The sequence below is a fragment of the Olsenella sp. HMSC062G07 genome, from assembly GCF_001811895.1.
Taxonomy (GTDB): domain Bacteria; phylum Actinomycetota; class Coriobacteriia; order Coriobacteriales; family Atopobiaceae; genus Olsenella_F; species Olsenella_F massiliensis.
In genome coordinates, this window is sequence record NZ_KV806951.1 from 733,216 (window position 1) to 757,669 (window position 24,454).

Consider the following 24,454-nt stretch of genomic DNA (forward strand, 5'->3'; position numbering starts at 1 on the left):
AGAGTGATGGTGAGGCCTATGACCGGGTTTTGGTCCAGCAAGAAGCAGAAGAAGAGCGCACCTCCCTCAGACAAGGGCGCAGCGCGTCCCGTGAAGCCCGTCGAGCCCGACCGTGAGCCCGCGCCTGCGGCCCACGAGGGCGAGGACATCGCAAAGGCGCCCGCGCACCTCAAGGCAGAGGCGGCCGCGTTCGCCGCTGAGGACGCACCCCAGCGGGTCGAGGAGCCTGCCGCGCCCGCGCCGACGCCCGTGCAGAACGCAAGTCAGAAAGAGACGAAGGAGGAGTTTGGCATGTTGTATCAGACCACGGAGGCCCACGAAAAGCTTCGTGCAGAGGTCAGGGCATTTGCCGAGAGCGAGATTGCGCCCATCGCGTTCCAGCTCGACCAGCAGAACGAGTTCCCGACCGAGGCGGTCAAGGGCTACGGGAGCCATGGCTGGATGGGCATCCCGTATCCCAAGGAGTACAGCGGCGCCGGCCTTGACGTGCTGAGCTATGCCATCGCCGTCGAGGAGCTCTCCCGCGTCGACGGCGGTGCCGGCGTCATCCTCTCCGCCCACACGTCGCTGGGCACCTTCCCGATCGCCGAGTTCGGCAACGAGGAGCAGAAGAGGAAGTATCTCGTGCCCCTCTGCACCGGCGAGCACATCGGCGCCTTCGGCCTCACCGAGGAGAACGCCGGCTCCGACGCCTCGGGCACCCAGACGACCGCCGTTGACAAGGGTGACCACTGGCTGCTCAACGGATCCAAGATCTTCATCACCAACGCCCCCAAGGCCGACACCTACGTCGTTTTCGCCTCCACGGCGCCCGAGCTGGGCAACCATGGCATCTCCGCGTTCATCGTCGAGAAGGGCTGGGACGGCTTCACCTTCGGCGAGCACTATGACAAGATGGGCATTCGCTCCTCCTCGACCGCCGAGCTCATCTTCAACAACGTGAAGGTCCCCAAGGAGAACCTCCTGGGCGAGGAGGGCAAGGGCTTCAAGATCGCCATGGCGACCCTCGACGGCGGCCGCATCGGCATCGCCGCGCAGGCGCTCGGCATCGCCCAGGGCGCCTATGAGAAGGCTCTCGCCTACGCCCGCGAGCGCATCCAGTTCAACAGCCCCATCGGCACGAACCAGGGCATCTCGTTCAAGCTCGCCGACATGGCCACCAAGATTCGCGCCGCGCGCTTCCTCGTCTATTCCGCGGCCGAGTGCAAGCAGAACCACGTGCCCCGCTACGGGCGCGAGGCCGCCATGGCCAAGCTCTACGCCTCTGACATCGCCCTCGAGGTCGTCAACGACGCCCTCCAGATTCATGGCGGCAGCGGCTTCATCAAGGGCATGGAGGTCGAGCGCGCCTACCGTGACGCCAAGATCACGACGATCTACGAGGGCACCAACGAGGTACAGCGCATCGTCATTGCCTCCTACGAGCTGGGCCGTCTCGGCAAGAAGAAGGAGACCGGCAAGAAGGCCGCCAAGGCGCTCTTTGGTCCTGTCATGCCCGCCACCGGCCCGCGCAAGCTCAAGATCTTCAACGACGCCGACCAGCAGGCCAACGTCGACGCCGTCGTCGCGGCGCTGAAGGCCGACGGCTATGACTTCAGCGTCGGCATCCCCGCCGACACTCCGATCGTCGACGCCGAGCGCGTCGTCTCGGCCGGCAAGGGCATTGGCGACAAAGAGAACATGAAGCTCATCGAGGACCTCGCCCAGGCCGCCGGCGCCGCCATCGGCTCCTCCCGTCCCGTGGCCGAGACCCTCAAGTACGTCCCCCTCAACCGCTATGTGGGCATGTCGGGCCAGAAGTTCAAGGGCAACCTCTACGTGGCCTGCGGCATCTCCGGCGCCAAGCAGCACCTCAAGGGCATCAAGGACGCCTCAACGATCGTCGCCATCAACATGAACGCCGGCGCGCCCATCTTCAAGAACTGCGACTACGGCATCGTGGGCGACGTGAACGAGGTCCTGCCGCTGCTCACCAAGGCGTTCGGCACCGAGGAGAAGCAGCCGGCCGGCGAGATGGTCAAGATCAAGCGGCCGCACATGCCCAAGCCCGATCCCATCGGACCCACCATGGTCTGCTCCGGCTGCGGCTACGAGTACGTGCCCGAGCTTGGCGACGCCGAGGCCGAGATCGTCCCGGGCACGCTGTTCAGCGAGCTGCCCTCCGACTGGGTCTGCCCCGAGTGCGCGGAGCCCAAGGACAACTTCGTCGATAGGACGCATCTCGGACTGTAGCGCTCGTATCCGACAATGCCTGGCGGGCCCGGGCGACCGGCTTGGGCCCGCGACGAAAGGAGAGACATGTACTGCGTACGCAACGTCACCGATGACATTTATTGGATCGGCGCAAATGACCACAGGACGCACCTGTTCGAGAACATTCACCCCATCCCGCAGGGCGTCTCCTACAACTGCTACGTCCTTCTCGACGAGAAGACGGCCATGTTCGACACCATCGAGTGGGGCCAGGGTCGTCAGATGATGTCCAACCTCGAGCACGTGCTCGACGGCAGGGACCTTGACTACCTGGTCGTCAACCACCTCGAGCCCGACCACGCCGCCTCGACCGGCCTCATCCTCAGCCGGTATCCCAACGTCAAGGTCATCTCCTCCGAAAAGTGCTTCATGCTCATGCACCAGTTTGGCTTTGACGTCGATGCGCACGAGCAGATCCAGGTCAAGGAGGGTGACACCTTCTCCTTCGGCAAGCACACGGTCACCTTCGTCGAGGCTCCCATGGTCCACTGGCCCGAGGTCATGGTCACCTTCGACCTCACCGAGGGCGTGCTGTTCTCGGCGGACGCCTTTGGCGGCTTCATCGCCAACGACGGCAAGCTCTGGAGCACGGACGTGGACTGGAAGGCCAACAACCTCGACGAGATTCGTCGCTACCACTGCAACATCGTCGGCAAGTACGGCCCTCACGTGCAGCTCCTTCTGGGCAAGGCCGCCACGATCCTCGACAAGATCAAGATCGTCTGCCCGCTTCACGGCCTCATCTACCATGCCGACGACGACCTCATGACCTACATCGACAAGCTCAACCACTGGTCGAGCTACACCCCGGAGGAGAAGGGCGTCCTCATCGCCTACGCCTCCATGTACGGCAACACCGAGTCCGCCGCCCAGGCGCTCGCGAGCGCGATCTGCGAGAAGGGCTTCACGAACGTCAAGGTCTGCGACATCTCCGAGACGCACGTGTCCTACCTCATCGCCGACGTCTTCAAGTACTCGCACCTGGTGCTCGCCTCGCCGACCTACAACCTCAACATCTATCCCGTCATGGAGAACTTCCTCAACGAGATGCGCATGCTCAACATGCAGAACCGTCACGTCGCCATCATCGAGAACGGTTCGTGGGCGATCACCTCGGGCGACCTCATGCAGGAGTTCCTCGAGGACGAGATGAAAGACATGACCGTCATGAACGAGCGCATCTCCATCGCCTCCTCGCTCTCCGGCGACAAGAAGCGCGACGTCGATGACATGGCGCAGGCCATCATCGACTCCATGGAGGAGGTCACCTGCGACCCCGCCAAGCGTTTCGAGAAGAAGCAGCACTAGACGGTCGGCGCCGCCCCGCGTCCGGGGCGGCGGGCCTGGCATGAGTGCGGCGCGGGCGTCCCTCGGGGCGCCCGCGCCTGTCGTCCGCGGTGCTGGCCCCGGGGGGTCAGGACGGCGTGATGCGCGCGACGGGAGGGCTTGAAACTTTCAGGGGAGGGGATTAGAATCACCTAAAAGTTAAATAAGGCTAACTTTAGTCAAGCAAGATTGGAGCGGTCATGCGACTGCCAGCCACCCAAGCCCTCCCTTCCTACAAACGCCTGAAAAGACATTGCGCGGGCGCGCTTCTCGCGCTTCTGGGGGTCGTCCTTTCCCTCAGCCTCCTGAGCGCCTGCCCCTCGGGGCCCACGGCGGGCGCCGACCGCAAGCCCAAGGTCCTGACCACGTTCACCGTCATCCAGGACATGGCGCAGACCATAGCCGGCGACCACCTGGACGTCCAGTCCATCACCAGGCCGGGGGCCGAGATCCACGACTACGAACCCACTCCCGAGGACATCGCCCGCGCCGCGGACGCCGACCTCGTGCTTGACAACGGACTGGGCCTCGAGCGGTGGTTCGAGCGGTTCATGACCGACTCACACGCGCGACGCGTCACGCTCTCTGACGGAGTCGAGCCGATGAGGATCGCGGAGGGGGAGTACGCCGGCAACGCCAACCCCCACGCGTGGATGTCTCCCGCCAACGGGAAGACATACGTCGACAACATCGTCACGGCCTTCTGCGAGCTCGATCGTGCCCATGCCGACGAGTACCGAAAAAACGGCGAGGCGTACAAGCGCGAGTTGGATGGCGTGTCGGACGAGCTCAGGGAGGGCCTCTCCCAGCTTCCCGAGGGCCAGCGCACCCTTGTGACCTGCGAGGGGGCGTTCTCGTATCTCTGCCGCGACACGGGCCTGAGGGAGCTGTACCTCTGGCCGGTCAACGCCGAGAACGAGGGCACGCCGCAGCAGGTGGCGGCCGTCGTCGCCGGCGTGCGAGCCGCCGCCGTGCCCGCGGTCTTCTGCGAGTCAACGGTGAGCCCCAAGCCCATGCGACAGGTTGCGGACGAGACGGGCGCCACGCTCTGGACCGATGCCGACCACATGCTCTACGTGGACTCACTTTCCGCCGCGGACGGCCCCGTACCCACGTATCTCGAGCTCTTGAGGCACGACGCCCACGTCATCATCGAGGGGCTCGCGAAAGGGGGCGCGAGATGAGCGACGTCCTGAGTGGCGCCCCTGCCATAGGGGTGGATGATGTCAGCTACCGCTATGCGGGATCGAGGGAGTGGGCGCTCAGGGGGGTGAGCCTCCAGCTTGCCCCGGGGAGCCTCTGCGCCCTCGTCGGAGCAAACGGAGCCGGAAAGTCAACCCTCTTCAAGCTGCTCGTCGGCCAGCTGACGCCCCAGAGGGGCCGGGTCAGCTACGACGGGCGAGACGTAAACGCCGTCCTGGGGAGGGGACTCGTGGGGTACGTCCCCCAGAGGGACGCCACAAGCGCGAGCTTTCCCCTCTGCGTCGAGGACGTGGCCATGATGGGCCGCTACGCCCTCATGGGCCTCACGAGGACCCCCCGAGACGCCGACCGTCGCGCCGTGGAGGAGGCCCTGAGGCGTTGCGACCTCTGGGAGCTGCGGCAACGTCAGGTTGGCGAGCTCTCGGGAGGACAGGCGAAGCGCATGTTCGTCGCGCGCGGCATCGCCCAGGGCGCGCGCCACCTCCTTCTTGACGAGCCCTTTGCCGGCGTTGACAAGCGCTCGGAGGCGACGATCGCCGGGCTCCTGCGCGAGCTCGCGCAGGATGGCGTGTGCGTTCTTGCCGCCGTGCATGACCTACGGATGGCGGCAACGTCCTTCGACGAGGCGGCGCTCCTGGACAGGACGGTCATCTGCCAGGGGCCCGCGCGCCAGGCGCTCAGCCCCGCCGCCATCGAGCGCGCCTTCGGCGTGGACGCTCGCTTTGCCACGGGGATGGTGGCCTGAGATGGGGGCCCTGGGAATCGCGGAGCTCCTCAGCCTCGGCTTCATCCAGCGCGCCCTCGTCGCGGGCATCGCCATCGCGCTCGTCTGTGGCACCATCAGCTGCCTTGTGATACATCTGGGCTGGTCGCTCATGGGCGACGCCGTCTCGCACGCCGTTCTCCCCGGCGTGGTCCTCTCCTATGTGCTGGGGGTGCCGTACCTTTTTGGCGCCCTGGCGGCTGCCCTGGTGGCTGTGGCCCTCATGGAGCGCGTGGGGGAGGGGCGCGCTCTTTCCTCGGACACCTCCATGGGCATCGTCTTCACGACGCTCTTCTCCCTGGGGACCGTGCTCGTGTCCAAGGTGCCCAGCCAGGTGAACCTCACCCACATCCTCTTTGGGAATCTTTTGGGCGTCACGCCCCAGGATCAGGCGCAGCTGCTCGTCCTGGGGGCGATCGTCCTGCTCTGGGTGGCGGTCCGCAGGAGGGATCTGGCGCTCCTCGCATTTGATCCTGACCACGCCCAGGCCCTGGGCCTGCGGCCTCGCCGGCTCGGCAGGCTGCTGCTCGTCGCCCTCGCCGTGACCGTGGTCATCTCGCTCCAGGCCGTGGGCATCATCCTGTCTGTCGCCCTGCTCGTGACCCCGGGCGCCACGGCGCGTCTCATCACGGACAGCCTGTGGCGCATGATGGTGATCGCGCCCCTGGTGGCCGTGTTGGCCGTTCTGGTGGGCATCGGGGCGAGTATCGCCTTCAACGCCTCCACGGGAGGTATGATCGGCCTCGCCCTGGGGGCGCAGTTCGCCCTGGCCGAGCTCCACGCCTCCCTTCGCCAGGCCAGCGCTCAGGCCGCATGACGGGCAGGCCTCCCCTGGGGGCCTGCGTTGTCTGTGGAGCCGCCCGCCCGTTTGTGCGAGCGGCGGGGTGGGGCGGTATACTTGCGACGAACGTTGAGTGATGTCTGGACCTTCGCGGGGCTGGACGCATCGAGAAAGCGAGCTTTTTGTGGCAACTCTCAGCATCAATGACCTCAAGGTGGGCCTCGGCGTCAACATCAAGGGCAAGGACTGCGTCATTCTCGAAGCCCAGCACGTCAAGCCGGGCAAGGGCAACACCTACGTGCGCACCAAGTATCGTGACATCCGCACGGGCCGCGTGAACGAGGAGAACTTCCAGCAGTCCGCCAAGTTTGACAGCGTCAACATGCAGACGCGCGAGATGCAGTACCTCTACAGCGACGGCGACACCTTCTGGTTCATGGACATGGAGTCCTTTGAGCAGATTCCCGTCGAGAAGGACCTGGTGGGCGACAACGTGAAGTTCCTCAAGGAGAACGACGTCTGCCTGCTGCAATACGCCAACGACGTGCTCTACGCCGTCCAGCCCCCCACCTTCGTGGAGGTGGAGATCACGCAGACCGACCCGGGCTTCAAGGGTGACACCGTCCAAGGCGGCACCAAGCCCGCCGTCATCGAGACCGGCGCCACCATCCAGGTTCCCATGTACCTCAACCAGGGCGAGCGCATCAAGGTGGACACCCGAGACGGCAAGTTCGTCTCGCGTGTCTAGCGTCCTTCGCCCATGACTCACGACGGGACCTGCGTGCCGCGGCGGCACGCGGGTCCCCTGCCCTAGGGGCCCTATCGACCCGTGTGCGGGTATACTACAAGGTCGAGACGGCGCCCGCGTGCGCCCCACGTCGAAAGGAACAAGATGAGCGAATCCGAACTCCTCGTTGCCGGCATAGGCGTGTCGAGGGACGTCCTCACCACCATCGTGACCCTCGCCGCCGAGAGGGTCGAGGGAGTGGTGCGCGTGGGGGGAAACGACATCGCCTCCAGCCTCATCTCGGTGTTCACCAGCAAGAGCACCTCTCCCGAGGCGGCCGTGGAATCCGTCGTCGAGGGCGGTGATTTGCGCGTGACCGTACATCTGGCGGTCTTCTACGGCTACCCGTTCGTCGCGCTCGCCTCAAACGTGCGCCAGGCCGTCGCCGCGGCCATCCGCGAGCAGGTGGGCGTCGAGCCCAAGGCCGTTGACGTCTGCATCGACAGCCTTGTCTTTCCCAAGGAGTAAGGACGTGTCAGAGACTTGCTTCCGCGGGCGCACCCTCGCCCGCAGCCAGGCCGTCCAGCTGCTGTACCAGGCCGAGTTCTCACGCAGGAGCGTCAGGGACGTCCTGTCGTGCTCGTACGTGGTCTCGGGCGCCGTGCCCGGCGACTACGTCATCGCCCGCGTCCGCCCCGGCAGGCCCAACGTGCTCGAGGACCCCGACGACGGCAAGGTTTGGGTGTGGAGCGAGTTCGCGGGAAGCCGGACCGACGGCGAGGCCGCCGGCGACTTCGTCCGCGTGCGCCTGCGCGCCGTGGGCGACCAGGGTCTGCTCGCCGTGCGTGCGCACGGCTTCAAGCTGCTGGTCTGGGATGACGCCCGCGAGGGCTACGTGTGCGCCCTCTCCCGCAGGGAGGAGCCCCTCGCCTTTGACATGGGCCCGGCCGGCTGCTTCGTCGCGGACGGGCACGGCGGTTCCTACGAGGTCGTCGAGGCGTCGGGCATCGTCGATGACTATGCCCGGGAGCTCGCCTGCGGCTGCGACGCGCTCAGGGTCCCGCTCGACCACATCCTGGACGAGACCTCTCCCAACTGGGGCGTCTCGCGCATGCCCTCGCTTGACCGCAACCTGCTCAGGCTCGCCCTCTTCGAGATGCTCGCCGTCGACGCGGTTGACGTCTCCGTGGCCATCGACGAGGGCGTCGAGCTGGCAAAGGCATACGGCACCGATGACTCCTCGCGCTTCGTGAACGGGGTTCTCGGCAGGGTCGCCGACCGCATCGAGCAGGGCGACGACGTCATCGGCCAGGCCCGCCTCGCCGTGGAGCGCGCCATGGCCGAGCAGGCGGCATGCGAGGGGGGCACGTCTGACGGCGACGGCGCCGACGAGAGGCCGGCAGCAGCCACGCCGGCCGAGGGCGCCCGGACGGCCCTTGCGGCCCCGCACGACGGGGAGGCCCTGGCATGACGCGCCCGGATGCCGCCGGCTATCACGACATCGAGACGATTCAGGGCCGCCTTGACGAGATCATCGCCGCCGTGCGGGACAAGGACGCCTCGCTCGAGCGCTCCCTCGACCTGTTCGAGGAGGCGGTCGCCCTGGGATCCAAGGCCGTCGACCTGGTTGACATGACCGAGCTCTCGTCCCGCGAGGCCGCGACCCTCGCGGCGGGCGAGGCCGCGCGTCCCGCCGAGGGACGCTCCGGCCACGTCACGGACGCCTCCGAGGGGTGAGGCGCCCGTGGCCGCCGGACGGGACAAGGTTTCCAAGCTGCGCCTGGACGAGCTGCTCGTCAGGCGCTCGTTGTTTTCCACGACGGACGAGGCGCTGCGGGCCATCATGGCCGGCGACGTCTCGGCCGCGGGCAGGCGCCTGAGCTTTGCGGGGGAGCGCGTCCGCGAGGACCTCGACGTCCACGTGCGCGGCGGCAGCGCCTACGTGGGTCGCGGCGGCCTCAAGCTCGAGCGGGGCCTCGAGGCGTTCGGGGTGGACCCCACGGGGCTCGCCTGCCTTGACGTGGGCTGCTCGACGGGCGGCTTCACCGACTGCCTGCTCAGGCATGGGGCGCGCAGCGTCCTTGCCGTCGACGTCGGCTATGCACAGTTTGCCTGGTCGCTTCGATGCGACGCCCGGGTGGAGCTGCTTGAGCGCACCAACGTGGTTGACCTGCCCACGCCCGAGCGGGCGGGGAGCATCGACCTGGCGGTCTGCGACGTCTCCTTCACCTCGGTCAGGACGGTGCTGCCTGCCGTGGCGCATCTGCTGGCTTCGGACGGGTCGTTCCTGACGCTGGTGAAGCCCCAGTTCGAGGCAGCTCGCGCCGACGTGGGCGAGGGCGGGGTCGTGCGTGACGCGGACGTGCAGGTCGGGGCCCTCAGGAGCGTGGCGGCCGCCTGCGTCGAGCGGGGGCTCTCGCCCCGCGCGGCCTGTCCGAGCCCCCTGCGCGGGCACAAGGGAAACCGGGAGTTCCTGCTGCTGGCTCGGGCGGCGGGGCGGAGCGCCGACGCCGAGGGCGACCTTGACCTTGAGGCGGTCGTGCTGCGGGGCGCCTGCGTCGTTGCCTAGCGCGCACGGACGGGTCGCACGCGCCGCAGCCATGCCATGGGGATGCTACACTGCAGGTGGCCCATGGCCAGGTCCATCAGTTTAGGGAAAGGCGGCGACATGAGGGTTCTTCTCGTTCCCAACTACTCGCGCCCCGAGGCCGTCGGGGGCGCCAGCCGCCTTGCCGCCTGGCTCGAGGGTGAGGGCGTCGAGGTGCGCTGGGCCCATGACAAGAAGCTGTTTCCCGACCGCGTCGTCGACCTAGAGGGCGTCGGCCTCGTGGTGTCCTTGGGCGGGGACGGCACCCTGCTGCGTGCGGCGCGCATCGTGGAGTACGCCGAGATTCCCATCGTGGGGCTCTCGTACGGCCATCTGGGCTTCTTGACCTGCGGCGGGCCGGACGAGCTCGTCGAGGTCGTGCAGTCGGCGCTCGACGGCACGATGCACGCGTCGCATCGCGCCACGCTCGACATACGGGCGACCTTCACCAAGCCTGACGGCTCCGAGTTCGTGGAACGGCGCTTCGCCCTCAACGACCTGGCGCTCACCCACGGCGTCAAGGGCGACATGATCGCGTTTGACGTGTCCGTCTCGGGCCACCACATCGACCGCCTTCGCGGCGACGGCTTCGTGGTGTCCACCGCCACCGGCTCGACGGGCTATGCCCTCGCCGCGGGCGGCCCCATCGTGACGCCGGAATGCACGGGGATGATCTGCGTGCCGGTGGCTCCGCACTCCATCAGGGCGCGCGCGTTCATCACCGCGCCCGACGACGTCGTCGAGATTCAGATCACGCGGGAGCGCGCGTCGGAGCGCCTCTTCTTTGCGGACGGCCAGCCCATCGGCGAGGGGCTTTGGGGCGAGCGCGTCGCCGTCAGACGCGGTCCCGGTGACGTCATCCTGCTCGACCGCAGCGTCCAGAGCTTCTATCGGAGCGTCTCGCGCGTGTTCTATGGGGACAGCCGGTCATGATTGACGAGCTTGCCGTACGAGACGTCGCCCTCATCCGCGAGGCGACGATCGAGCCCGCATCCGGCCTCACGGTTCTGACCGGCGAGACCGGTACGGGCAAGACCGCGCTGCTCACTGCCGTCAAGCTGATCATGGGTGAGCGCGCCGACGCCGGCTCGGTGCGCGAGGGCGCGCAGGGGCTGCTGGTCGAGGGCCGCCTCTTTTTGCGCGGCGGGGACCCTGACGGCGTGGTGGTGAGCAGGGGCGTGGGGGCGGACGGCCGCGGGCGTGTGCGGATCGACGGGCGCGTGGCCTCGGTGCGCGAGCTCGCCGAGGGCGTCGGGGCCTCCATCGACCTCTGCGGCCAGCACGAGCATCAGCGGCTCATGCGGCGCGAGACGCACGTCGATCTTCTCGACGCCTGGGCCGCAGACGAGGTCGGCCCCGCGCGCGTCGCCTACGGCCAGGCCCTTGTGGCCGCCCGCGCCGCCCGCGCCGAGCTGAGGCGCCTGCGCGAGCTGACCCAGGCCGCCGACGCCCGGCTCGAGGACGCCAGCTTCACGCTCGAGCGCATCGACGAGGTCGCCCCGCTTGAGGGGGAGCTCGAGCGGATCGAGGAGGAGCTGCCGCGCTTTGAGCATGCCGACACGCTTTTGCGGGCCGCGACGGGGGCCCACGACGCGATTGTGGGCGACGGCGGCGTGGAGGACGCCCTTTCGGACGTCATTCAGGGCCTGCGCGACGCGGCCGGCTTCGACGCGCGCCTCGAGGGGTTCGCCTCCTCCCTTGAGAGCGCCCTCATCGACATGGGCGACGTCGCGAGCGAGCTCAGGCGCTACGGCGACGGGGTGGACGTGGACGAGGAGGCCCTGGCGCGCATGCAGGAGCGCATGGCCCAGCTCCAGGGCCTCATGCGTCGCTTTGGCCCCGGCATGGACGACGTTCTTGCGCGTCGGCGTGCCGCCCTTGAGCTCGTGGAGTCGGCCCGCGACGGAGGCCGTCGCCTGAAGGGGGCGCGCTCGGCGCTCGACGCGGCGGAGGCGCGGCTCGACGCGGCGGCCGACGAGCTCGACCGCGTGCGGGGCCTTGCCGCGCCCCGACTGATGGCGGCCATCAACGAGCAGCTGCGCTTCCTCGAGATGGGCACGGCGCAGGTCGAGATGGACATGAGTCGCCGGCCCCGCCGGCTCTGGGCCGAGGACGGTCCCAGCGAGGTCGAGCTGCTCTATCGCCCCGCAGCCGGACTCTTGGCCAGGCCGCTGCGCAAGATCGCCTCGGGAGGCGAGGTCAGCCGCGTGATGCTGGCCTGCAAGGCGGTCCTCGGCGACGCCGACGGCGTCGAGACGCTCGTCTTCGACGAGATCGACGCCGGCGTCGGCGGCTCCGCGGCCGTCGCCCTGGCGCAGGTCCTCGCCCGTCTCGCCCGGACCCACCAGGTCATCGTCGTCACGCACCTGCCGCAGGTCGCCGTCGTGGGGATGCGTCACTACGTGGTCGAGAAGAGCGCGGGGGCGCACCCTCAGACCACGCTGCGCCTCGTCGAGGGCGAGCAGCGCGTCCGCGAGGTCGCCCGCATGCTCGCCGGAGATGAGAGCGATGTGTCGATTGCCCATGCCCGGCAGCTGCTCGGGCTGACGTAGGGTTATCATTGTCTCCCGTAAAAGCGTCAGGACATCTCTTACGGGAGGCTTCGGCTATGACCAAGCACATCTTCGTCACGGGCGGCGTGGTCTCGTCCCTGGGCAAGGGCATCACGGCGGCCTCACTGGGCCGCCTTCTCAAGGCGCGGGGCTATAAGGTCATGATGCAGAAGGCGGACCCCTACCTCAACGTCGATCCGGGCACCATGAGCCCGTTCCAGCACGGCGAGGTCTTCGTCACCGAGGACGGCAAGGAGACCGACCTCGACCTGGGCCACTACGAGCGCTTCATCGACGAGAACCTCACGCGCGAGTCCAACTTCACCACGGGCCTCATCTACCAGTCTCTCATCAGCCGCGAGCGCGCCGGCGACTTCCTGGGCGGCACGGTGCAGGTCATTCCTCACGTCACGGACGAGATCAAGCACCGCTTCCTGCGCATCGAGGAGCAGACCCAGGCCGACGTCGTGATCACCGAGCTGGGCGGCACGATCGGCGACATAGAGGGGCAGTCCTTCGTGGAGGCCATCAGGCAGTTTCGCAAGGAGAAGGGCTCGCGCAACACGCTCGTGATCCACGTGAGCCTCGTCCCCTACATCGCCGCCGCCCACGAGGTCAAGACCAAGCCCACGCAGCACTCCGTCAAGGAGCTGCGCTCCATGGGCATCCAGCCCGACCTCATCGTCTGTCGCTCGGACCACGAGGTGGACGCCGCCATCCGTGCCAAGATCGCCCACTTCTGCGACGTCGACGAGGACTGCGTCTTTGAGAACTCCGACTGCCCGTCCATCTACGACGTGCCCGCCCACCTCGCCTGCCAGGGCTTTGACGCAAAGGTGCTCGAGAAGCTCGGCCTTGAGGCGCGCCCCGGCGACCTCGCGGACTGGACGAGCTTCACGGACCGCATGCACGGCGCCAGCGCCGTCGTGGACCGGGTGAGCATCAAGGTCGTGGGCAAGTACGTCCAGCTCCCCGACGCCTACCTCTCCGTCATCGAGGCGCTACATCACTCGGGCGTGTATTACGGGCGCAACGTTGACATCGAGCTCGTCGATGGCGAGGAGCTCGACGCGACCAACGTCGCCGAGGTCCTGGCGGACGCCGACGGCATCCTGGTGCCGGGCGGCTTTGGCAAACGCGGCGTCGAGGGCAAGATCCTCTCGGCCGGCCTCGCCCGCACGCGGGGCATCCCGTACCTGGGCGTGTGCCTGGGGCTGCAGGTCGCCGTGTCCGAGTTTGCCCGCAACGTCTGCGGCCTTGCGCATGCCAACTCCGCCGAGTTCGAGCCCGCGTGCCCCCATCCGGTCATCGGGCTCATGCCCGACCAGCAGGACGTCACCGACAAGGGCGGCACCATGCGCCTGGGCGCCTATCCCTGCAAGGTCCTGGGGCCCCTGGCGCTGGAGGCCTACGGCAAGGAGCTCGTCTACGAGCGCCATCGGCATCGCTTTGAGGTCAACAACGCCTACCGCAAGCAGCTCGTCGAGGCGGGTCTCGTCATTGGCGGCCTGTCACCCGACGACCGGCTCGTCGAGATGGTCGAGCTTCCCGAGGACGTCCACCCCTGGTTCGTCGCCAGCCAGGCCCATCCCGAGTTCAAGAGCCGTCCGACGAAGCCGGCGCCCCTGTTCAGGGAGTTCGTGCGCGCCGCCATCGCCCGCCACGAGGGCGTCGCCCGCCGCGAGGTCGTGCCTGCGACCTTGGCCGGGTGAGGGCTTGGACCTGGCTGCCGCGCGTCTGGAGTATCTTGACTACCTGAGCGTCGAGCGGGGGAGCTCGCCGCGCACGGTGGAGGCCTACGCGCGCGACCTTGACCGATACCTGGCGTTTATGGGCGAGAGGGGCGTCAGCCTGCCCGACGACGTCACGAGGGGGCTGATCGAGGCGTACGTCGCCCGACTGGGCGAGCGCGGGCTCGCCGCCTCGTCGGTGCAGCGGGCGATTTCGGCCATCAAGGGCTTCCATCGCTTCATGGTGAGCGAGCAGGTCTCCGACGCCCAGCCCGCAGCTGACGTCCCGCTGCCCAAGAAGCCCGAGCGTCTGCCCGAGACCCTCTCGCGTGAGCGCGTCTTTGCCCTGCTTGACCAGCCATTCTCTCAGGAGCCTGCGCCCACGCCGCGCGCGGGGGGCACGCTCGGCTATGACAACGTGGCCCGCTTCCATCGGGACAAGGCCATGCTCGAGGTGCTGTACGGCTGCGGCCTGCGGGTGTCCGAGCTGTGCGGGCTCGACCTGAGGGACCTGTCGCTGGACGACGAGCTCGTCCGCGTGCTGGGCAAGGGATCCAAGGAGCGCCTGGTTCCCCTGCTGGGCACGGCACAGGCGGCCCTCGCCCGCTATCTGGGGGATTGGCGCGCCGTGCTCCAGGCGCACGGCAGGACGACCCAGGCGGTGTTCCTGAGCCAGAGGGGCACTCGCATCACGCGTCAGGCGACCCACCGCATCGTCGAGCGCTACGGCCGCATGGTGGGCGTGGAGGGCCTGCATCCCCACGCCTTGAGGCACAGCTTCGCGACGCACCTCCTTGAGGGAGGGGCCGACCTGCGCGTGGTGCAGGAGCTGCTGGGCCATGCCAGCGTCGCGACCACGCAGCTGTACACGCATGTGGACCGCACGCACGTGAGGATGGTGTACCTGGAGGCGCATCCCCGGGCGCAAAGCTGACCGTCTGAGGCCCGCCGCGCCGGGCGCGTCCGCGTCCTACCGGGACGTGTGGGTCGATGGGACAACCTCCCACCATCCAGACGACGCCCCGCTGACGTCTGACGGCAGTTTTTATGACTTCTACCTGCTAAAACACACATTCTTCACATATGAGGCGCCTTGCCTGTTCCAAGGCTTCCTGGCGTTTGTGCCAACAAACACCTGTTCTCGCTAGATATGGTAGGAAGATTCGTCACCATTGCCCGTCGTCTGCAAAATATAGACCGTCTGAGGGGCAAAGTGTCGGAAAGTGTTGCAAGGTGTTTCTCTTGACCGTATAGTTGAGTCACGCCTTCAAACGGGAGTCCCCGACAGGAGCGAAGGGGGAGAGGGATGTACCTGACCGGCACCTACAAGCACAACCTGGATGCCAAGTCTCGGGTCACCCTTCCCGCAAGCTTCCGCAAGCAGGTCGGCGACCAGGTCTGCTTGGTCCCCGTGGGAGGCGCGCTCTTTGGCTTTACCCCCGAGAGCCATCAGGCGTGGATTGACAGCTTCTTTCCCGGCGGGTTCAACCCGCGCAACCGGAAGGACGACAAGCTGCGCCGTGCGCTCGCCTCGAAGACCGTCACGGTCGACGTCGACTCGGCCGGCAGGCTTGCCCTGGGCAAGGTGGACGCCGCCGCGATCGAGAAGTGCGGCATCGAGCGCGAGGTGGCCATCGTCGGCAACATCGACCACTTTGAGATCTGGGACGCGCCGAGCTTGGACGCGCAGCTTGACGAGCTGGACGAGGATCTTGAGGACCTGATGTTCACCGACTAGGGGGGAGTGCCTTGACAAGGGAATATCGGCACGAACCGGTGATGATCGACGAGGTCGTGCGCGAGCTGGGACCCCGACCGGGAGAGGTCGTCTGTGACTGCACCCTGGGCGGGGCGGGACATTCCATCGAGCTCGCGCGGCGCGTGCAGCCGGATGGCCTGTCCATTGGCATCGACCAGGATGACATGGCCCTCACGGCGGCGTCGGCACGGTTTGAGACGGAGCTCCCCCAGGCGCGCACGCGCCTCCTCAAGGGAAACTTCGGCTCGCTTGACCAGCTCCTCGTCGGAGCTGAGGTCATAGGGGTTGATTGCTTCCTGTTTGACCTCGGCGTCTCGTCCCCGCAACTCGACATCCCGGAGAGGGGCTTCTCATATAACGAGGATGCCCCGTTGGACATGCGCATGGATCCGGACAATGGCACCCTTACCGCAGCAGAGGTCACGAACACCTACAACGAAGCAGACCTCGTCCGGATTCTGCGCATGTACGGCGACGAGAGGTTCGCTCCCCGCATCGCTCGCCTCATCGTGCGGGAGCGAGAGAGGCGGCCCATCGAGACGACGCTACGGTTGGCCCAGATCGTGAAGTCCGCGATCCCCGCGGCCGGGCGGCGTCATGGCGGACACCCGGCGCGCAAGACCTTCCAGGCCCTGCGCATCGAGGTCAACCATGAGCTCGAGGCGCTTGACCAGGGCCTCAGGGCCGCCGTCAGGTGGGCGAACGCGGGCGGCAGGATTGCCGTCATCTCGTATCACTCGCTGGAGGACCGCATCGTCAAGCACGTGTTCCATGAGCTGTCGCAGGGCTGCGTCTGCCCTCCCGACCTGCCCGTGTGCGCCTGCGGTCACGTGCCGATAGTCAAGGTGAGGACGAAGAGGCCTCTCGTCGCGAGCGACGAGGAGGTCGCGGCCAACCCACGGTCGCGCAGCGCCCTGCTGCGCGTGGCGGTCAAGCTGGACGTCACGAGCACGTAGGGCATCGGATGACCTCGGGTTTCGGCCCGACGTAAAGCACCACCGCAGCACCACCGCATCACACCGCAGCTCAGACGAACTACCCACACACCACCACGCGCCTCTCAAGGACGCGACGCAAGGAGAGCTTACGATGGCCTACCTCGGATCGGCCGCATATCGCCTCGACGTCCTGGAGGCGCAGCCACGACATGACGAGCGCGCCACGTTCGAGGTGCTTCGCGGCGGCGGCCTGGACGCCGAGGCGCGACGCGGCGTGTCGCGGGCGTTCCTCGCGCGCATCAAGGCCTTTCTCGCCTGCATGGCCTTCGTGGTCGTCGTGGGCAGCGGGCGCGTGGCCGTCTCGATCATGACGGTTTCGAGCATGCAGGCAAACGCGCAGACGCAGAGCTCCATCGCCGACGCGCAGGCGCTCAACACGGGCCTTCTCATGGCCCAGTCCCAGCTGCGCGCCTCCTCGCGGATCGAGAGCATCGCCACGGAGAACTACGGGATGGTGGCCTCGACGAGCGCGGCGCAGGCCCGGGGCTCTGCAGGAAATGCGCAGACTCTCTCCCAGGGCTAGTTTTCACGGTCGTTGTCGTACACTCTCAACACGTGAGACGCAGACGCACATATTCCGGTCTTTCGGGGACGCGTGGAGGGGGGGCTTCCTTTGACGAGGCCCCTCTTCGGCTCCATGGTGACGATGAGACCCCCCGCATTGATGACGCCCGCTTCGAGGCGGGTCGCTCCGTGCTCGCCTTCGCCCTCGCCGCCGTGGTCGGAATCGTCTGCGCCAAGCTGATCTGGCTCCAGGTCGTTGACGCCCCCGCGCTGAGGGCCGCCGCCGCGAGCCTCAGCTCCAACGAGGTGGCCATCGAGGCCAGGCGTGGCACCATCTATGATCGCAACGGCAACGTCCTCGCCATCAGCGTGGACTGCACCACCGTCTACTGCAACCCCCGCGAGATCGAGGACGTCACCGCCGCCGCCCGCGTCCTGGCGGCTGATTTGGGGGGGGACGCGTCGTCCTACGTCGCGAGCCTCTCGGCCGACGCGAGCTTCTCCTACGTGAGGCGCAAGGTTGACAAGGACAAGGCCGAGAGGCTCAAGGAGGACTTGTCCGCGGCCAACGTGAGGGGCGTCTACTACCTTCCCGACAGCAAGCGTCAGTATCCCCACGGCGACGTGGGCGGGCAGGTCCTGGGCGTCGTCGGCACGGACGGCGACGGCCTCTCGGGCCTGGAGCTCTATTACAACGACGTGCTCGCGGGCACCGACGGCACGATGACCATGGAGGTGGGCCAGGACGGCACGCCCGTCGCGGGGGGCGCCAGCCAGGTCATTGAGGCCAAGCGCGGCACCGACATCGTCATCTCGCTCGACATCGACATCCAGGAGGTCTCCGAGCGGGTCATCAGGAGCGGCGTCTCCACGTACAAGGCCGCGTCCGGCTCGGTGGTCGTGACGGACCCCGCGACCGGCGAGATCCTGGCGGCCTGCTCGACGCCCCTGCTTGCGATCACGGACACCTCGACCATCGAGGAGGGGGCGCTCAGCCTCAAGCCCGTCTCGTCCTCCTTCGAGCCCGGGTCGATCTTCAAGCTGATCACCATGGCCGTCGGCATCGACGACGGGCTCATCACCCCCGACACCCGCTACTCGGTGCCGGCCAGGACCAAGGTCGGTGACGACTACGTCAGGGATGACGACGGCCGCGACTACACGATGGACATGACCGTCCGCGAGGTGCTGCGACGCTCGTCCAACGCGGGTACCTCCCTGATCGCGCAGGGGACCATCGGGGCCGACAACTTTGCCGCCGGCATCTCGAAGTTTGGCATAGGGCAGCCAAGCGGCGTCGACTTTCCGGGCGAGGCGGCGGGCATCGTGAAGGCGCGTGACGAGTATGACGGGGCGAGCGTGGGCGCCATGTCCTTCGGCCAGTCGCTCGCCTTTCCCATGATGCAGATGGTCAAGGCCGTCGGCGCCCTCGCCAACGACGGGACGCTCGAGACGCCTCACTTCCTCGTCAGCAAGGGGGGCGAGAAGGTCGCCTGGGACAGCCCCGGCACCGCCGTGTCAAAGGAGACGGCTGACCAGGTGACCGACATGATGCGTACGGTCGTGCAGGAGGGCACCGCAACTTCGGCCCAGGTCAAGGGGTATGACGTGGCGGGCAAGACCGGCACGGGCGAGCAGGCGGACGAGTCGGGCGGCTACGCGGCGGCGAGCTACGTCTCGTCCCTCATAGGCTTCGCCCCCGCCGCTGACGCCAAGGTTCTCGTCTACGTGGGGCTCAACGGCACGCCCTACCTCGCGCAGAGCTCCGCCGCCGTGCTCTTCTCGTCTATCATGGGTGCGTCACTTGCCGATCTGGGCATACCGCCCGACGCGTAGGCAGGAAAGGAAGGCCAACGACCATGCTTGAGACCACCGTCAGCGAGCTGTGCCGCGCGACGGGTGCGACGCTCCTTTGCGGCAGCCCCTCCATCCCCCTGCGCGGCGTCACGACCGACTCTCGTGCCGTGGTCGAGGGCGGGCTCTTCGTCTGCTTTCCCGGCGAGCGCGTTGACGGCAACGACTTTGCCGCCGCCGCCCTCGACGCCGGCGCCGCCGCGGTCGTGCTCACGCGCCCCGCGACCGACGCGCTCAGGCGGCGGGCACTCGCGGCCGGCAGCGCCCTCGTGCGCGCCGAGGGAGACGACCCCGAAAAGCTCATGCTGCGCCTCGCCGCCCTGTGGCGCGCGCGCAACCCCCAGTGGACGCTCATCGGCGTCACGGGGTCGGTGGGCAAGACGACCACCAAGGACATGCTGGCGCGGGCCCTGTCCCGTCGCTTTGCGGTCCATGCCACCAAGGGCAACTTCAACAATCTGCTGGGGCTCCCGCTGACCATCCTGTCCGCCTCGCCCGAGGACGAGGTCCTCGTCTGCGAGATGGGCATGAACCATGCCGGCGAGCTCGCGCGCCTCTCCACGTGCGCCCGGCCCGACCTCGCCCTGGTGACCAACGTGGGCACCAGCCACATCGGCCTGCTTGGCTCGCGCGAGAACATCGCCCGCGCCAAGGCCGAGATCCTCGTGGGGATGCGTCCGTCCGACGACGCCGCAGGTCGGGCGCCCTCCCGTCTCGTCCTGGGCGTGGACAACGACTTTGCCGCTCTCATCGAGGGCGACTACGCTCGTCCCGCCGGCGTGCGCGTCGCCTACGTGGGCGACAGGGACGACGCCCTGACCCACGCGGAGCGCCTGAGCCTGGACGACCAGGGTCGCGCCACGTTTGACCTCGTCTGCGCTGACGGATGGCGCCAGAGGGTCACGCTGGGCGTGCCGGGGCGTCACGTCGTCTCTGACGTCCTGATGGCCATGGCCATGGTCGTCCTGCTCGGGGTCGACCGCGCCGAGGCCCTCGACGCCATCGCGAGCATGCCCCAGACGAGCATGCGCCTTGAGCTGCGGTCGCGCCCGGGCAAGGCGCGCGTCATAGACGACTCGTACAACGCCAGCCCCAACTCCATGGCAGCCGCCCTTGACGTGCTCCGCTCGATGGACTGCGCGGGGCGGCGCGTCGCGGTGCTGGGCGAGATGGCGGAGCTGGGCGACGAGGCGGACCGCCTCCACGACTATGTGGGCGCCTACGCCGCCGCCGCCAATCCTGACCTGCTGGTCCTCGTGGGCGGACGCCTCGCCTCGCGCATGGCGGACGCCGCCCTGACGATGGGGTTCTCGCCCGACCGCCTCGAGCGCGCGGGCGACGTCGACGAGGTCTCTCGCGTCATCGCCCCCGTCCTCGTCGAGGGTGACCTTGTCCTGGTCAAGGCCTCGCGCTCTGCCGGTCTTGACGCGTTTGTCCGGGAGGTGCTTGCCTGATGCTCGGCAACCCCAGCTATCCCACCTATCAGGTGTTCATCGCCGCCGCGCTCTCGGCGTTCTTGACGGGCGCCCTCATGCCCGTCTTCATCCGGCTCATGCGTCACGAGGGGGTGGGGCAGCAGATTCGCGCCGACGGCCCCCAGCGTCACCTCCAGAAGCAGGGAACCCCCACCATGGGCGGCGTCATCATCCTTCTGGGCGTGGTCGTCACCTGCCTCATCCAGTCCCGCCTGACGCCCGAGATCGTCCTGGCCCTGGTCGTTATGCTCGCCACGGGCGCCCTCGGCCTCATGGACGACATCGAGTCGGTGGCCCACAAGCGCTCACTCGGACTCACGCCGCCCCAGAAGATGGCGGGCCTCGTCACGGTGTCGGTGGCGTTCTGCCTCTACGCCGTCAACGCCTGCGGCACGTCGCCCACGATCGAGTTTCCGGGAGGTCTCACGATTGACCTGGGCATCCTCACGACCGTCGTGAGCCTGGGCGACGCCGTCGTCCTGGTGCCGTGGCTCTACGTGGCCTTCGTCTTCTTGCTCATGGCGGGGCTCTCCAACGCCGTCAACCTCACCGACGGCCTCGACGGCCTTGCGGGAGGCTGCGTGCTCGTGACCATGCTGGCCATGGCCATGGTCGCCTTTAGATTCGGGTCGAGCGACCTTGCCGTCTTCGCGGCGTCCATCGCGGGCGCCTGCACGGGCTTCCTCTGGCACAACTGCTATCCCGCGTCAATCTTCATGGGCGACACGGGGTCGCTGGCTCTGGGCGGGGCCTTCGCCGCGCTGGCGGTCCTCACCAAGACGGAGGTCACCTCGCTCGTCATGGGCGGCCTCTTCATCTGCGAGGCGCTCTCCGTCATCGTCCAGGTCGTGAGCTTCAAGTCCACGGGCCGGCGCGTCTTCCTCATGGCGCCCGTCCATCATCACTTCGAGAAGCTCGGCTGGAGCGAGACGAAGGTCGTCATCCGCTTCTGGATCGTCTCGGCCGCCTTCGCCGCCCTGGGCTTTGCCCTCTACTTCCAGCTGAGCTAGGGGGACGACATGCCATCACGCAAACAGCTCGGTGACGTCCTAGTGCTGGGGCTCGGCGCGACGGGCAGGGACGTCGTCCGCTACCTGACGGGGCCGGCCGCTGCGCGCGTGGGGTCTGTCACGGTCTACGGCGGGGCGCAGTCGCGGGCGGGGGTCGCGACCTGCGAGCTCGAGTCTGCGGGCGTCCGCTGCGTGCTGGGAACGGACGACATCGAGGGTCGGTTTGACCTTGCCGTCGTCTCGCCGGGCATACCAAGGCGCTCGGCGTTCTTCGCCGCGGCGCTCGCCCATGCCGACGAGGTCATTGGGGAGCCCGAGCTCGCGTGGCGGGAGAGTCCCGCGCGCTGGGTGGCCGTCACGGGCACCAACGGCAAGACGACCACCACGACGCTTGCCCAGCTCATGCTCGACGAGGGTCTCGCGGGCGCCCTCGCGGTGGGCAACATCGGCACGCCCGTCATCGAGCGCGTCGCCGATCGCGGGGCCGACACCTGGTTCGTCGCCGAGCTCTCGAGCTTTCAGCTCGAGACGACGCGCCTGTTCCACCCTCGCGTCGCCTGCCTGCTTAATGTGACGCCCGACCATCTTGAGTGGCACGGCTCCATGGAGGCTTACGCCGCCGCCAAGGAGAAAATCTTTGCCAACCTGGGAGGCGGCGACCTTGCCGTCGTCTCCGCCGACGACCCCTGGTGTCGCGCCGCCCGCGACCGCCTCATGGCGCGGGGCGTACGCACGCTCACGCTGGACGCCCGAGCGGACCCCGGCTCGCCCCTCGCCGCCTTCGTGCGCGACGGGCGCCTGGTGGTGCGCCTGGAGGCGCTCGAGACGGAGCTGCTGCGCGTTGACGAGATGGGCATCAAGGGCGTCCACAACGTCGAGGACGCCCTCGCCGCCTCCTGCGTCGCCCTCGAGCTCGGGGTTGACGCCGCCGTCATCAACGGGGTGCTGCGCTCGTTCTGCTCGCTTAGGCATCGCATCGAGCCCTGCGGGACGGTGGCGGGCGTGCGCTTCGTCAACGACTCTAAGGCGACGAACCCCGACGCCGTCGCCAAGGCCCTGACGGCCTTTGACGAGGGGCGGGTCGTGCTGCTGCTGGGCGGCCATGACAAGGGTCTCGACCTGGGACCTCTCTCTCGCGCCGTCGTCGCGCGCTGCAAGGCCGCCGTGTGCTTCGGCGTCGCCGGCGAGCGCATGGCCCGGGCGTTGGAGGGGGCTCGCGACGCGCGGGGGCGCCATGGCGGCCTTGAGGTCGTGCGCGCCTCCCACCTTCGTGACGCCTTCCGCGCCGCCGTCTCGCGCTCGACTGAGGGTGACGTCGTGCTCCTCTCGCCGGCCTGCTCGTCCTTTGACGAGTTTCAAAACATGGAGGAGCGCGGGGATGCCTTCAGGGACCTGGTGCGCTCCCTCGCCGCCGGCAGGGGGCTATGATGAGCGCCGCGTCCTCAGGCTCGTCGACCCCGCAGGGGCGCCGCGCCCGCCGCGCCGAGCGGCAGGGACGGCGCGACCGGGACCTCATCCTGGGCGTGCCCGCTCGTTTCATGAGGCCGCGGCTCGTCTTGCTGGCGGCCTCCGCCGCGCTTGCCGCCTTTGGCCTGCTCATGGTGTATTCCAGCTCCTCCGTGAAGGCCCTGACCGGCATGGGGGACTCCCTCTACTACATCAAGCGCCAGGCCCTCTTCGCCCTGGTGGGCTTCGTCGCCGCCGCCCTCGTGGTCAAGGTCGGCTATCGGACCCTCTCAGGGGCGCTGCTCAAGCCCCTATGGATCCTCACGTTGGCGCTGCTGCTGCTGATCTGGGTGCCGGGGCTGGGCTCGAACGCCCTTGGGGCGTCTCGCTGGGTCGAGCTGGGCCCCGTCACGCTCCAACCCTCCGAGTTTGCCAAGATCACCGTCATCCTCACGGCCGCCCAGCTCTTTGAGGAGCGCTTTGGCACGGGGAGGCTGGACGGGCGCGAGTTCGTCAAGCTCTTGGGCGCGGGCGTGGGCCTGCCCGTCCTGCTGATCCTCGCCCAGCCCGACAAGGGGTCGTCGCTCGTCATCGTCACGTCGCTTCTGGTCATGGCCTATCTGGCGGGTGCCTCCGGCAGGCTGGTCATGGGCCTGCTCGCGCTCGGCATCGTCGGGTTCTTCGGGCTGTCGCTCGTCCAGTCGTACTCCCGCGCCCGCATTCTGACCCTGCTCGACCCCTGGAAGTACGCCGACACGACGGGCTTCCAGCTCATCCGCGGCTTCTACGCCTTTGGCTCGGGGGGTCTCACCGGCGTCGGCATCGGCATGAGTCGTCAGAAGTACGGCTACCTCCCCATGGCATACAACGACTTCATCTTTGCCGTCGTGGGGGAGGAGTGCGGGCTCGTGGGAACCCTGGGCGTCATCGCGGGCTTCGTCGCCATCGCCTGGGCCGGCCTCAGGATCGCCCGCCACGCCCCCGACATGGCAGGCCAGCTCATCTCCCTGGGCTGCACCTCCCTGCTGGTCATCCAGATGCTCCTCAACGTGAGCGGCGTCATCGGCGTCTTCCCGCTGTCGGGCAAGCCCATCCCGTTCCTCTCGTACGGCGGGTCGTCCATCATGTCGAGCGCCATGCTGGTGGGGCTCATGCTGTCGGTGTCAAAGGAGTCCCGGCTCAGCCTGACGGAGTATGATGAGCGTCGCCAGGGGCTCAGGGTCGTCGGCAAGACGGAAGACGACCTCGCGCCGGTGGAGCACGTGGGTCAGGCGACGCCTCGCTCGAGGCGCGAACAGGCCGTTGACGGCCCCCAGCTCAGGCTGGTGGACAGACGGGCCCCGCGCGCCGCGACGCCGCGCGAGCCGGGCGCCTTGCCGGGACGCCGTCGCATCGACCTGGGTCCCAGCGCCTCGGACCGCCTCCGGCGCGACGACGCGGGACCCCGCGTCAGAGGCGGGCGCAACGACGGAAGAAGGAGCTGATA

At 68.0% G+C, this 24,454-nt stretch carries 22 protein-coding genes; all 22 read left to right on the plus strand.

Annotated features, from left to right (window positions below):
* Positions 1–18 precede the first annotated feature (18 nt).
* Positions 19–2,232 carry an acyl-CoA dehydrogenase family protein gene (locus tag HMPREF2826_RS09755; RefSeq protein WP_210388980.1) on the plus strand — a complete coding sequence of 738 codons (2,214 nt, stop codon included), beginning with the start codon at positions 19–21 and terminating at the stop codon, positions 2,230–2,232.
* Positions 2,233–2,298: 66 nt separating this feature from the next.
* A complete protein-coding gene (locus HMPREF2826_RS06450) occupies positions 2,299–3,561 on the plus strand; it encodes an FprA family A-type flavoprotein (protein WP_058269975.1) in 1,263 nt (420 codons plus the stop codon).
* A 218-nt stretch (positions 3,562–3,779) separates the two neighbouring features.
* Positions 3,780–4,763: a metal ABC transporter substrate-binding protein gene (locus HMPREF2826_RS06455; protein ID WP_083307316.1), complete on the plus strand. Its 984-nt coding sequence runs from the start codon at positions 3,780–3,782 to the stop codon at positions 4,761–4,763.
* Positions 4,760–5,527: a metal ABC transporter ATP-binding protein gene (locus HMPREF2826_RS06460; RefSeq protein ID WP_070640341.1), complete on the plus strand. Its 768-nt coding sequence runs from the start codon at positions 4,760–4,762 to the stop codon at positions 5,525–5,527. The genes HMPREF2826_RS06455 and HMPREF2826_RS06460 overlap by 4 nt, the downstream gene beginning before the upstream one ends.
* A gap of 1 nt (position 5,528) precedes the next feature.
* A complete protein-coding gene (locus HMPREF2826_RS06465; protein ID WP_070640343.1) occupies positions 5,529–6,362 on the plus strand; it encodes a metal ABC transporter permease in 834 nt (277 codons plus the stop codon).
* Between the two features lie 148 nt (positions 6,363–6,510).
* The gene (gene efp, locus HMPREF2826_RS06470) at positions 6,511–7,074 is read left to right on the plus strand and encodes an elongation factor P (RefSeq protein WP_070640344.1); all 564 of its coding nucleotides are present in this window, start codon (positions 6,511–6,513) and stop codon (positions 7,072–7,074) included.
* Between the two features lie 144 nt (positions 7,075–7,218).
* Complete coding sequence (locus HMPREF2826_RS06475; protein WP_058269971.1) at positions 7,219–7,581, plus strand: Asp23/Gls24 family envelope stress response protein; 363 nt, start codon at positions 7,219–7,221, stop codon at positions 7,579–7,581.
* Between the two features lie 4 nt (positions 7,582–7,585).
* Positions 7,586–8,524 carry a transcription antitermination factor NusB gene (gene nusB / locus HMPREF2826_RS09785; RefSeq protein WP_070640346.1) on the plus strand — a complete coding sequence of 313 codons (939 nt, stop codon included), beginning with the start codon at positions 7,586–7,588 and terminating at the stop codon, positions 8,522–8,524.
* Positions 8,521–8,790: an exodeoxyribonuclease VII small subunit gene (locus HMPREF2826_RS06485; protein WP_070640348.1), complete on the plus strand. Its 270-nt coding sequence runs from the start codon at positions 8,521–8,523 to the stop codon at positions 8,788–8,790. Before nusB ends, HMPREF2826_RS06485 begins: the two co-directional genes overlap by 4 nt.
* A 7-nt stretch (positions 8,791–8,797) precedes the next feature.
* Positions 8,798–9,622, plus strand: a complete 825-nt coding sequence (locus tag HMPREF2826_RS06490; RefSeq protein WP_148138349.1) for a TlyA family RNA methyltransferase — start codon at positions 8,798–8,800, stop codon at positions 9,620–9,622.
* Positions 9,623–9,721: 99 nt separating this feature from the next.
* Positions 9,722–10,573, plus strand: coding sequence for an NAD(+)/NADH kinase (locus HMPREF2826_RS06495; protein WP_070640350.1), 852 nt, complete (start codon positions 9,722–9,724; stop codon positions 10,571–10,573).
* On the plus strand, positions 10,570–12,192 hold the full coding sequence (locus HMPREF2826_RS06500) for a DNA repair protein RecN (RefSeq protein ID WP_070640352.1): 1,623 nt from the start codon (positions 10,570–10,572) through the stop codon (positions 12,190–12,192). Before HMPREF2826_RS06495 ends, HMPREF2826_RS06500 begins: the two co-directional genes overlap by 4 nt.
* 56 nt (positions 12,193–12,248) lie before the next feature.
* Entirely contained in the window at positions 12,249–13,904 is a 1,656-nt protein-coding gene (locus tag HMPREF2826_RS06505; RefSeq protein ID WP_070640354.1) for a CTP synthase, read from the plus strand.
* 4 nt (positions 13,905–13,908) lie between these two features.
* Positions 13,909–14,856, plus strand: a complete 948-nt coding sequence (locus HMPREF2826_RS06510; protein ID WP_070640355.1) for a tyrosine recombinase — start codon at positions 13,909–13,911, stop codon at positions 14,854–14,856.
* Between the two features lie 372 nt (positions 14,857–15,228).
* Positions 15,229–15,660 (plus strand): division/cell wall cluster transcriptional repressor MraZ, encoded by a 432-nt coding sequence (locus HMPREF2826_RS06515; RefSeq protein ID WP_058269965.1) that lies wholly within the window; start codon positions 15,229–15,231, stop codon positions 15,658–15,660.
* A gap of 11 nt (positions 15,661–15,671) precedes the next feature.
* Complete coding sequence (gene rsmH, locus HMPREF2826_RS06520) at positions 15,672–16,637, plus strand: 16S rRNA (cytosine(1402)-N(4))-methyltransferase RsmH (protein ID WP_070640357.1); 966 nt, start codon at positions 15,672–15,674, stop codon at positions 16,635–16,637.
* Between the two features lie 133 nt (positions 16,638–16,770).
* Positions 16,771–17,202, plus strand: a complete 432-nt coding sequence (locus HMPREF2826_RS06525; RefSeq protein ID WP_070640359.1) for an FtsB/FtsL family cell division protein — start codon at positions 16,771–16,773, stop codon at positions 17,200–17,202.
* Between the two features lie 170 nt (positions 17,203–17,372).
* Positions 17,373–19,019 (plus strand): peptidoglycan D,D-transpeptidase FtsI family protein, encoded by a 1,647-nt coding sequence (locus tag HMPREF2826_RS06530; protein ID WP_246824707.1) that lies wholly within the window; start codon positions 17,373–17,375, stop codon positions 19,017–19,019.
* Between the two features lie 23 nt (positions 19,020–19,042).
* Positions 19,043–20,491, plus strand: a complete 1,449-nt coding sequence (gene murF / locus HMPREF2826_RS06535) for a UDP-N-acetylmuramoyl-tripeptide--D-alanyl-D-alanine ligase (protein WP_070640361.1) — start codon at positions 19,043–19,045, stop codon at positions 20,489–20,491.
* Entirely contained in the window at positions 20,491–21,522 is a 1,032-nt protein-coding gene (mraY, locus tag HMPREF2826_RS06540; protein WP_070640363.1) for a phospho-N-acetylmuramoyl-pentapeptide-transferase, read from the plus strand. Before murF ends, mraY begins: the two co-directional genes overlap by 1 nt.
* A gap of 9 nt (positions 21,523–21,531) precedes the next feature.
* On the plus strand, positions 21,532–22,950 hold the full coding sequence (gene murD, locus HMPREF2826_RS06545; protein ID WP_070640366.1) for a UDP-N-acetylmuramoyl-L-alanine--D-glutamate ligase: 1,419 nt from the start codon (positions 21,532–21,534) through the stop codon (positions 22,948–22,950).
* Positions 22,950–24,452, plus strand: coding sequence for an FtsW/RodA/SpoVE family cell cycle protein (locus HMPREF2826_RS06550; protein ID WP_070640368.1), 1,503 nt, complete (start codon positions 22,950–22,952; stop codon positions 24,450–24,452). Before murD ends, HMPREF2826_RS06550 begins: the two co-directional genes overlap by 1 nt.
* The last annotated feature ends 2 nt before the right edge of the window (positions 24,453–24,454 follow it).

Bases quoted from the DNA above. Each gene is read 5' to 3' on its own strand.
- HMPREF2826_RS09755 (WP_210388980.1), top strand. From the start codon at position 19: ATGACCGGGTTTTGGTCCAGCAAGAAGCAGAAGAAGAGCGCACCTCCC.
- HMPREF2826_RS06450 (WP_058269975.1), top strand. From the start codon at position 2,299: ATGTACTGCGTACGCAACGTCACCGATGACATTTATTGGATCGGCGCA.
- HMPREF2826_RS06455 (WP_083307316.1), top strand. From the start codon at position 3,780: ATGCGACTGCCAGCCACCCAAGCCCTCCCTTCCTACAAACGCCTGAAA.
- HMPREF2826_RS06460 (WP_070640341.1), top strand. From the start codon at position 4,760: ATGAGCGACGTCCTGAGTGGCGCCCCTGCCATAGGGGTGGATGATGTC.
- HMPREF2826_RS06465 (WP_070640343.1), top strand. From the start codon at position 5,529: ATGGGGGCCCTGGGAATCGCGGAGCTCCTCAGCCTCGGCTTCATCCAG.
- HMPREF2826_RS06475 (WP_058269971.1), top strand. From the start codon at position 7,219: ATGAGCGAATCCGAACTCCTCGTTGCCGGCATAGGCGTGTCGAGGGAC.
- HMPREF2826_RS06485 (WP_070640348.1), top strand. From the start codon at position 8,521: ATGACGCGCCCGGATGCCGCCGGCTATCACGACATCGAGACGATTCAG.
- HMPREF2826_RS06495 (WP_070640350.1), top strand. From the start codon at position 9,722: ATGAGGGTTCTTCTCGTTCCCAACTACTCGCGCCCCGAGGCCGTCGGG.
- HMPREF2826_RS06500 (WP_070640352.1), top strand. From the start codon at position 10,570: ATGATTGACGAGCTTGCCGTACGAGACGTCGCCCTCATCCGCGAGGCG.
- HMPREF2826_RS06505 (WP_070640354.1), top strand. From the start codon at position 12,249: ATGACCAAGCACATCTTCGTCACGGGCGGCGTGGTCTCGTCCCTGGGC.
- HMPREF2826_RS06515 (WP_058269965.1), top strand. From the start codon at position 15,229: ATGTACCTGACCGGCACCTACAAGCACAACCTGGATGCCAAGTCTCGG.
- HMPREF2826_RS06525 (WP_070640359.1), top strand. From the start codon at position 16,771: ATGGCCTACCTCGGATCGGCCGCATATCGCCTCGACGTCCTGGAGGCG.
- murF (WP_070640361.1), top strand. From the start codon at position 19,043: ATGCTTGAGACCACCGTCAGCGAGCTGTGCCGCGCGACGGGTGCGACG.
- mraY (WP_070640363.1), top strand. From the start codon at position 20,491: ATGCTCGGCAACCCCAGCTATCCCACCTATCAGGTGTTCATCGCCGCC.
- murD (WP_070640366.1), top strand. From the start codon at position 21,532: ATGCCATCACGCAAACAGCTCGGTGACGTCCTAGTGCTGGGGCTCGGC.
- HMPREF2826_RS06550 (WP_070640368.1), top strand. From the start codon at position 22,950: ATGAGCGCCGCGTCCTCAGGCTCGTCGACCCCGCAGGGGCGCCGCGCC.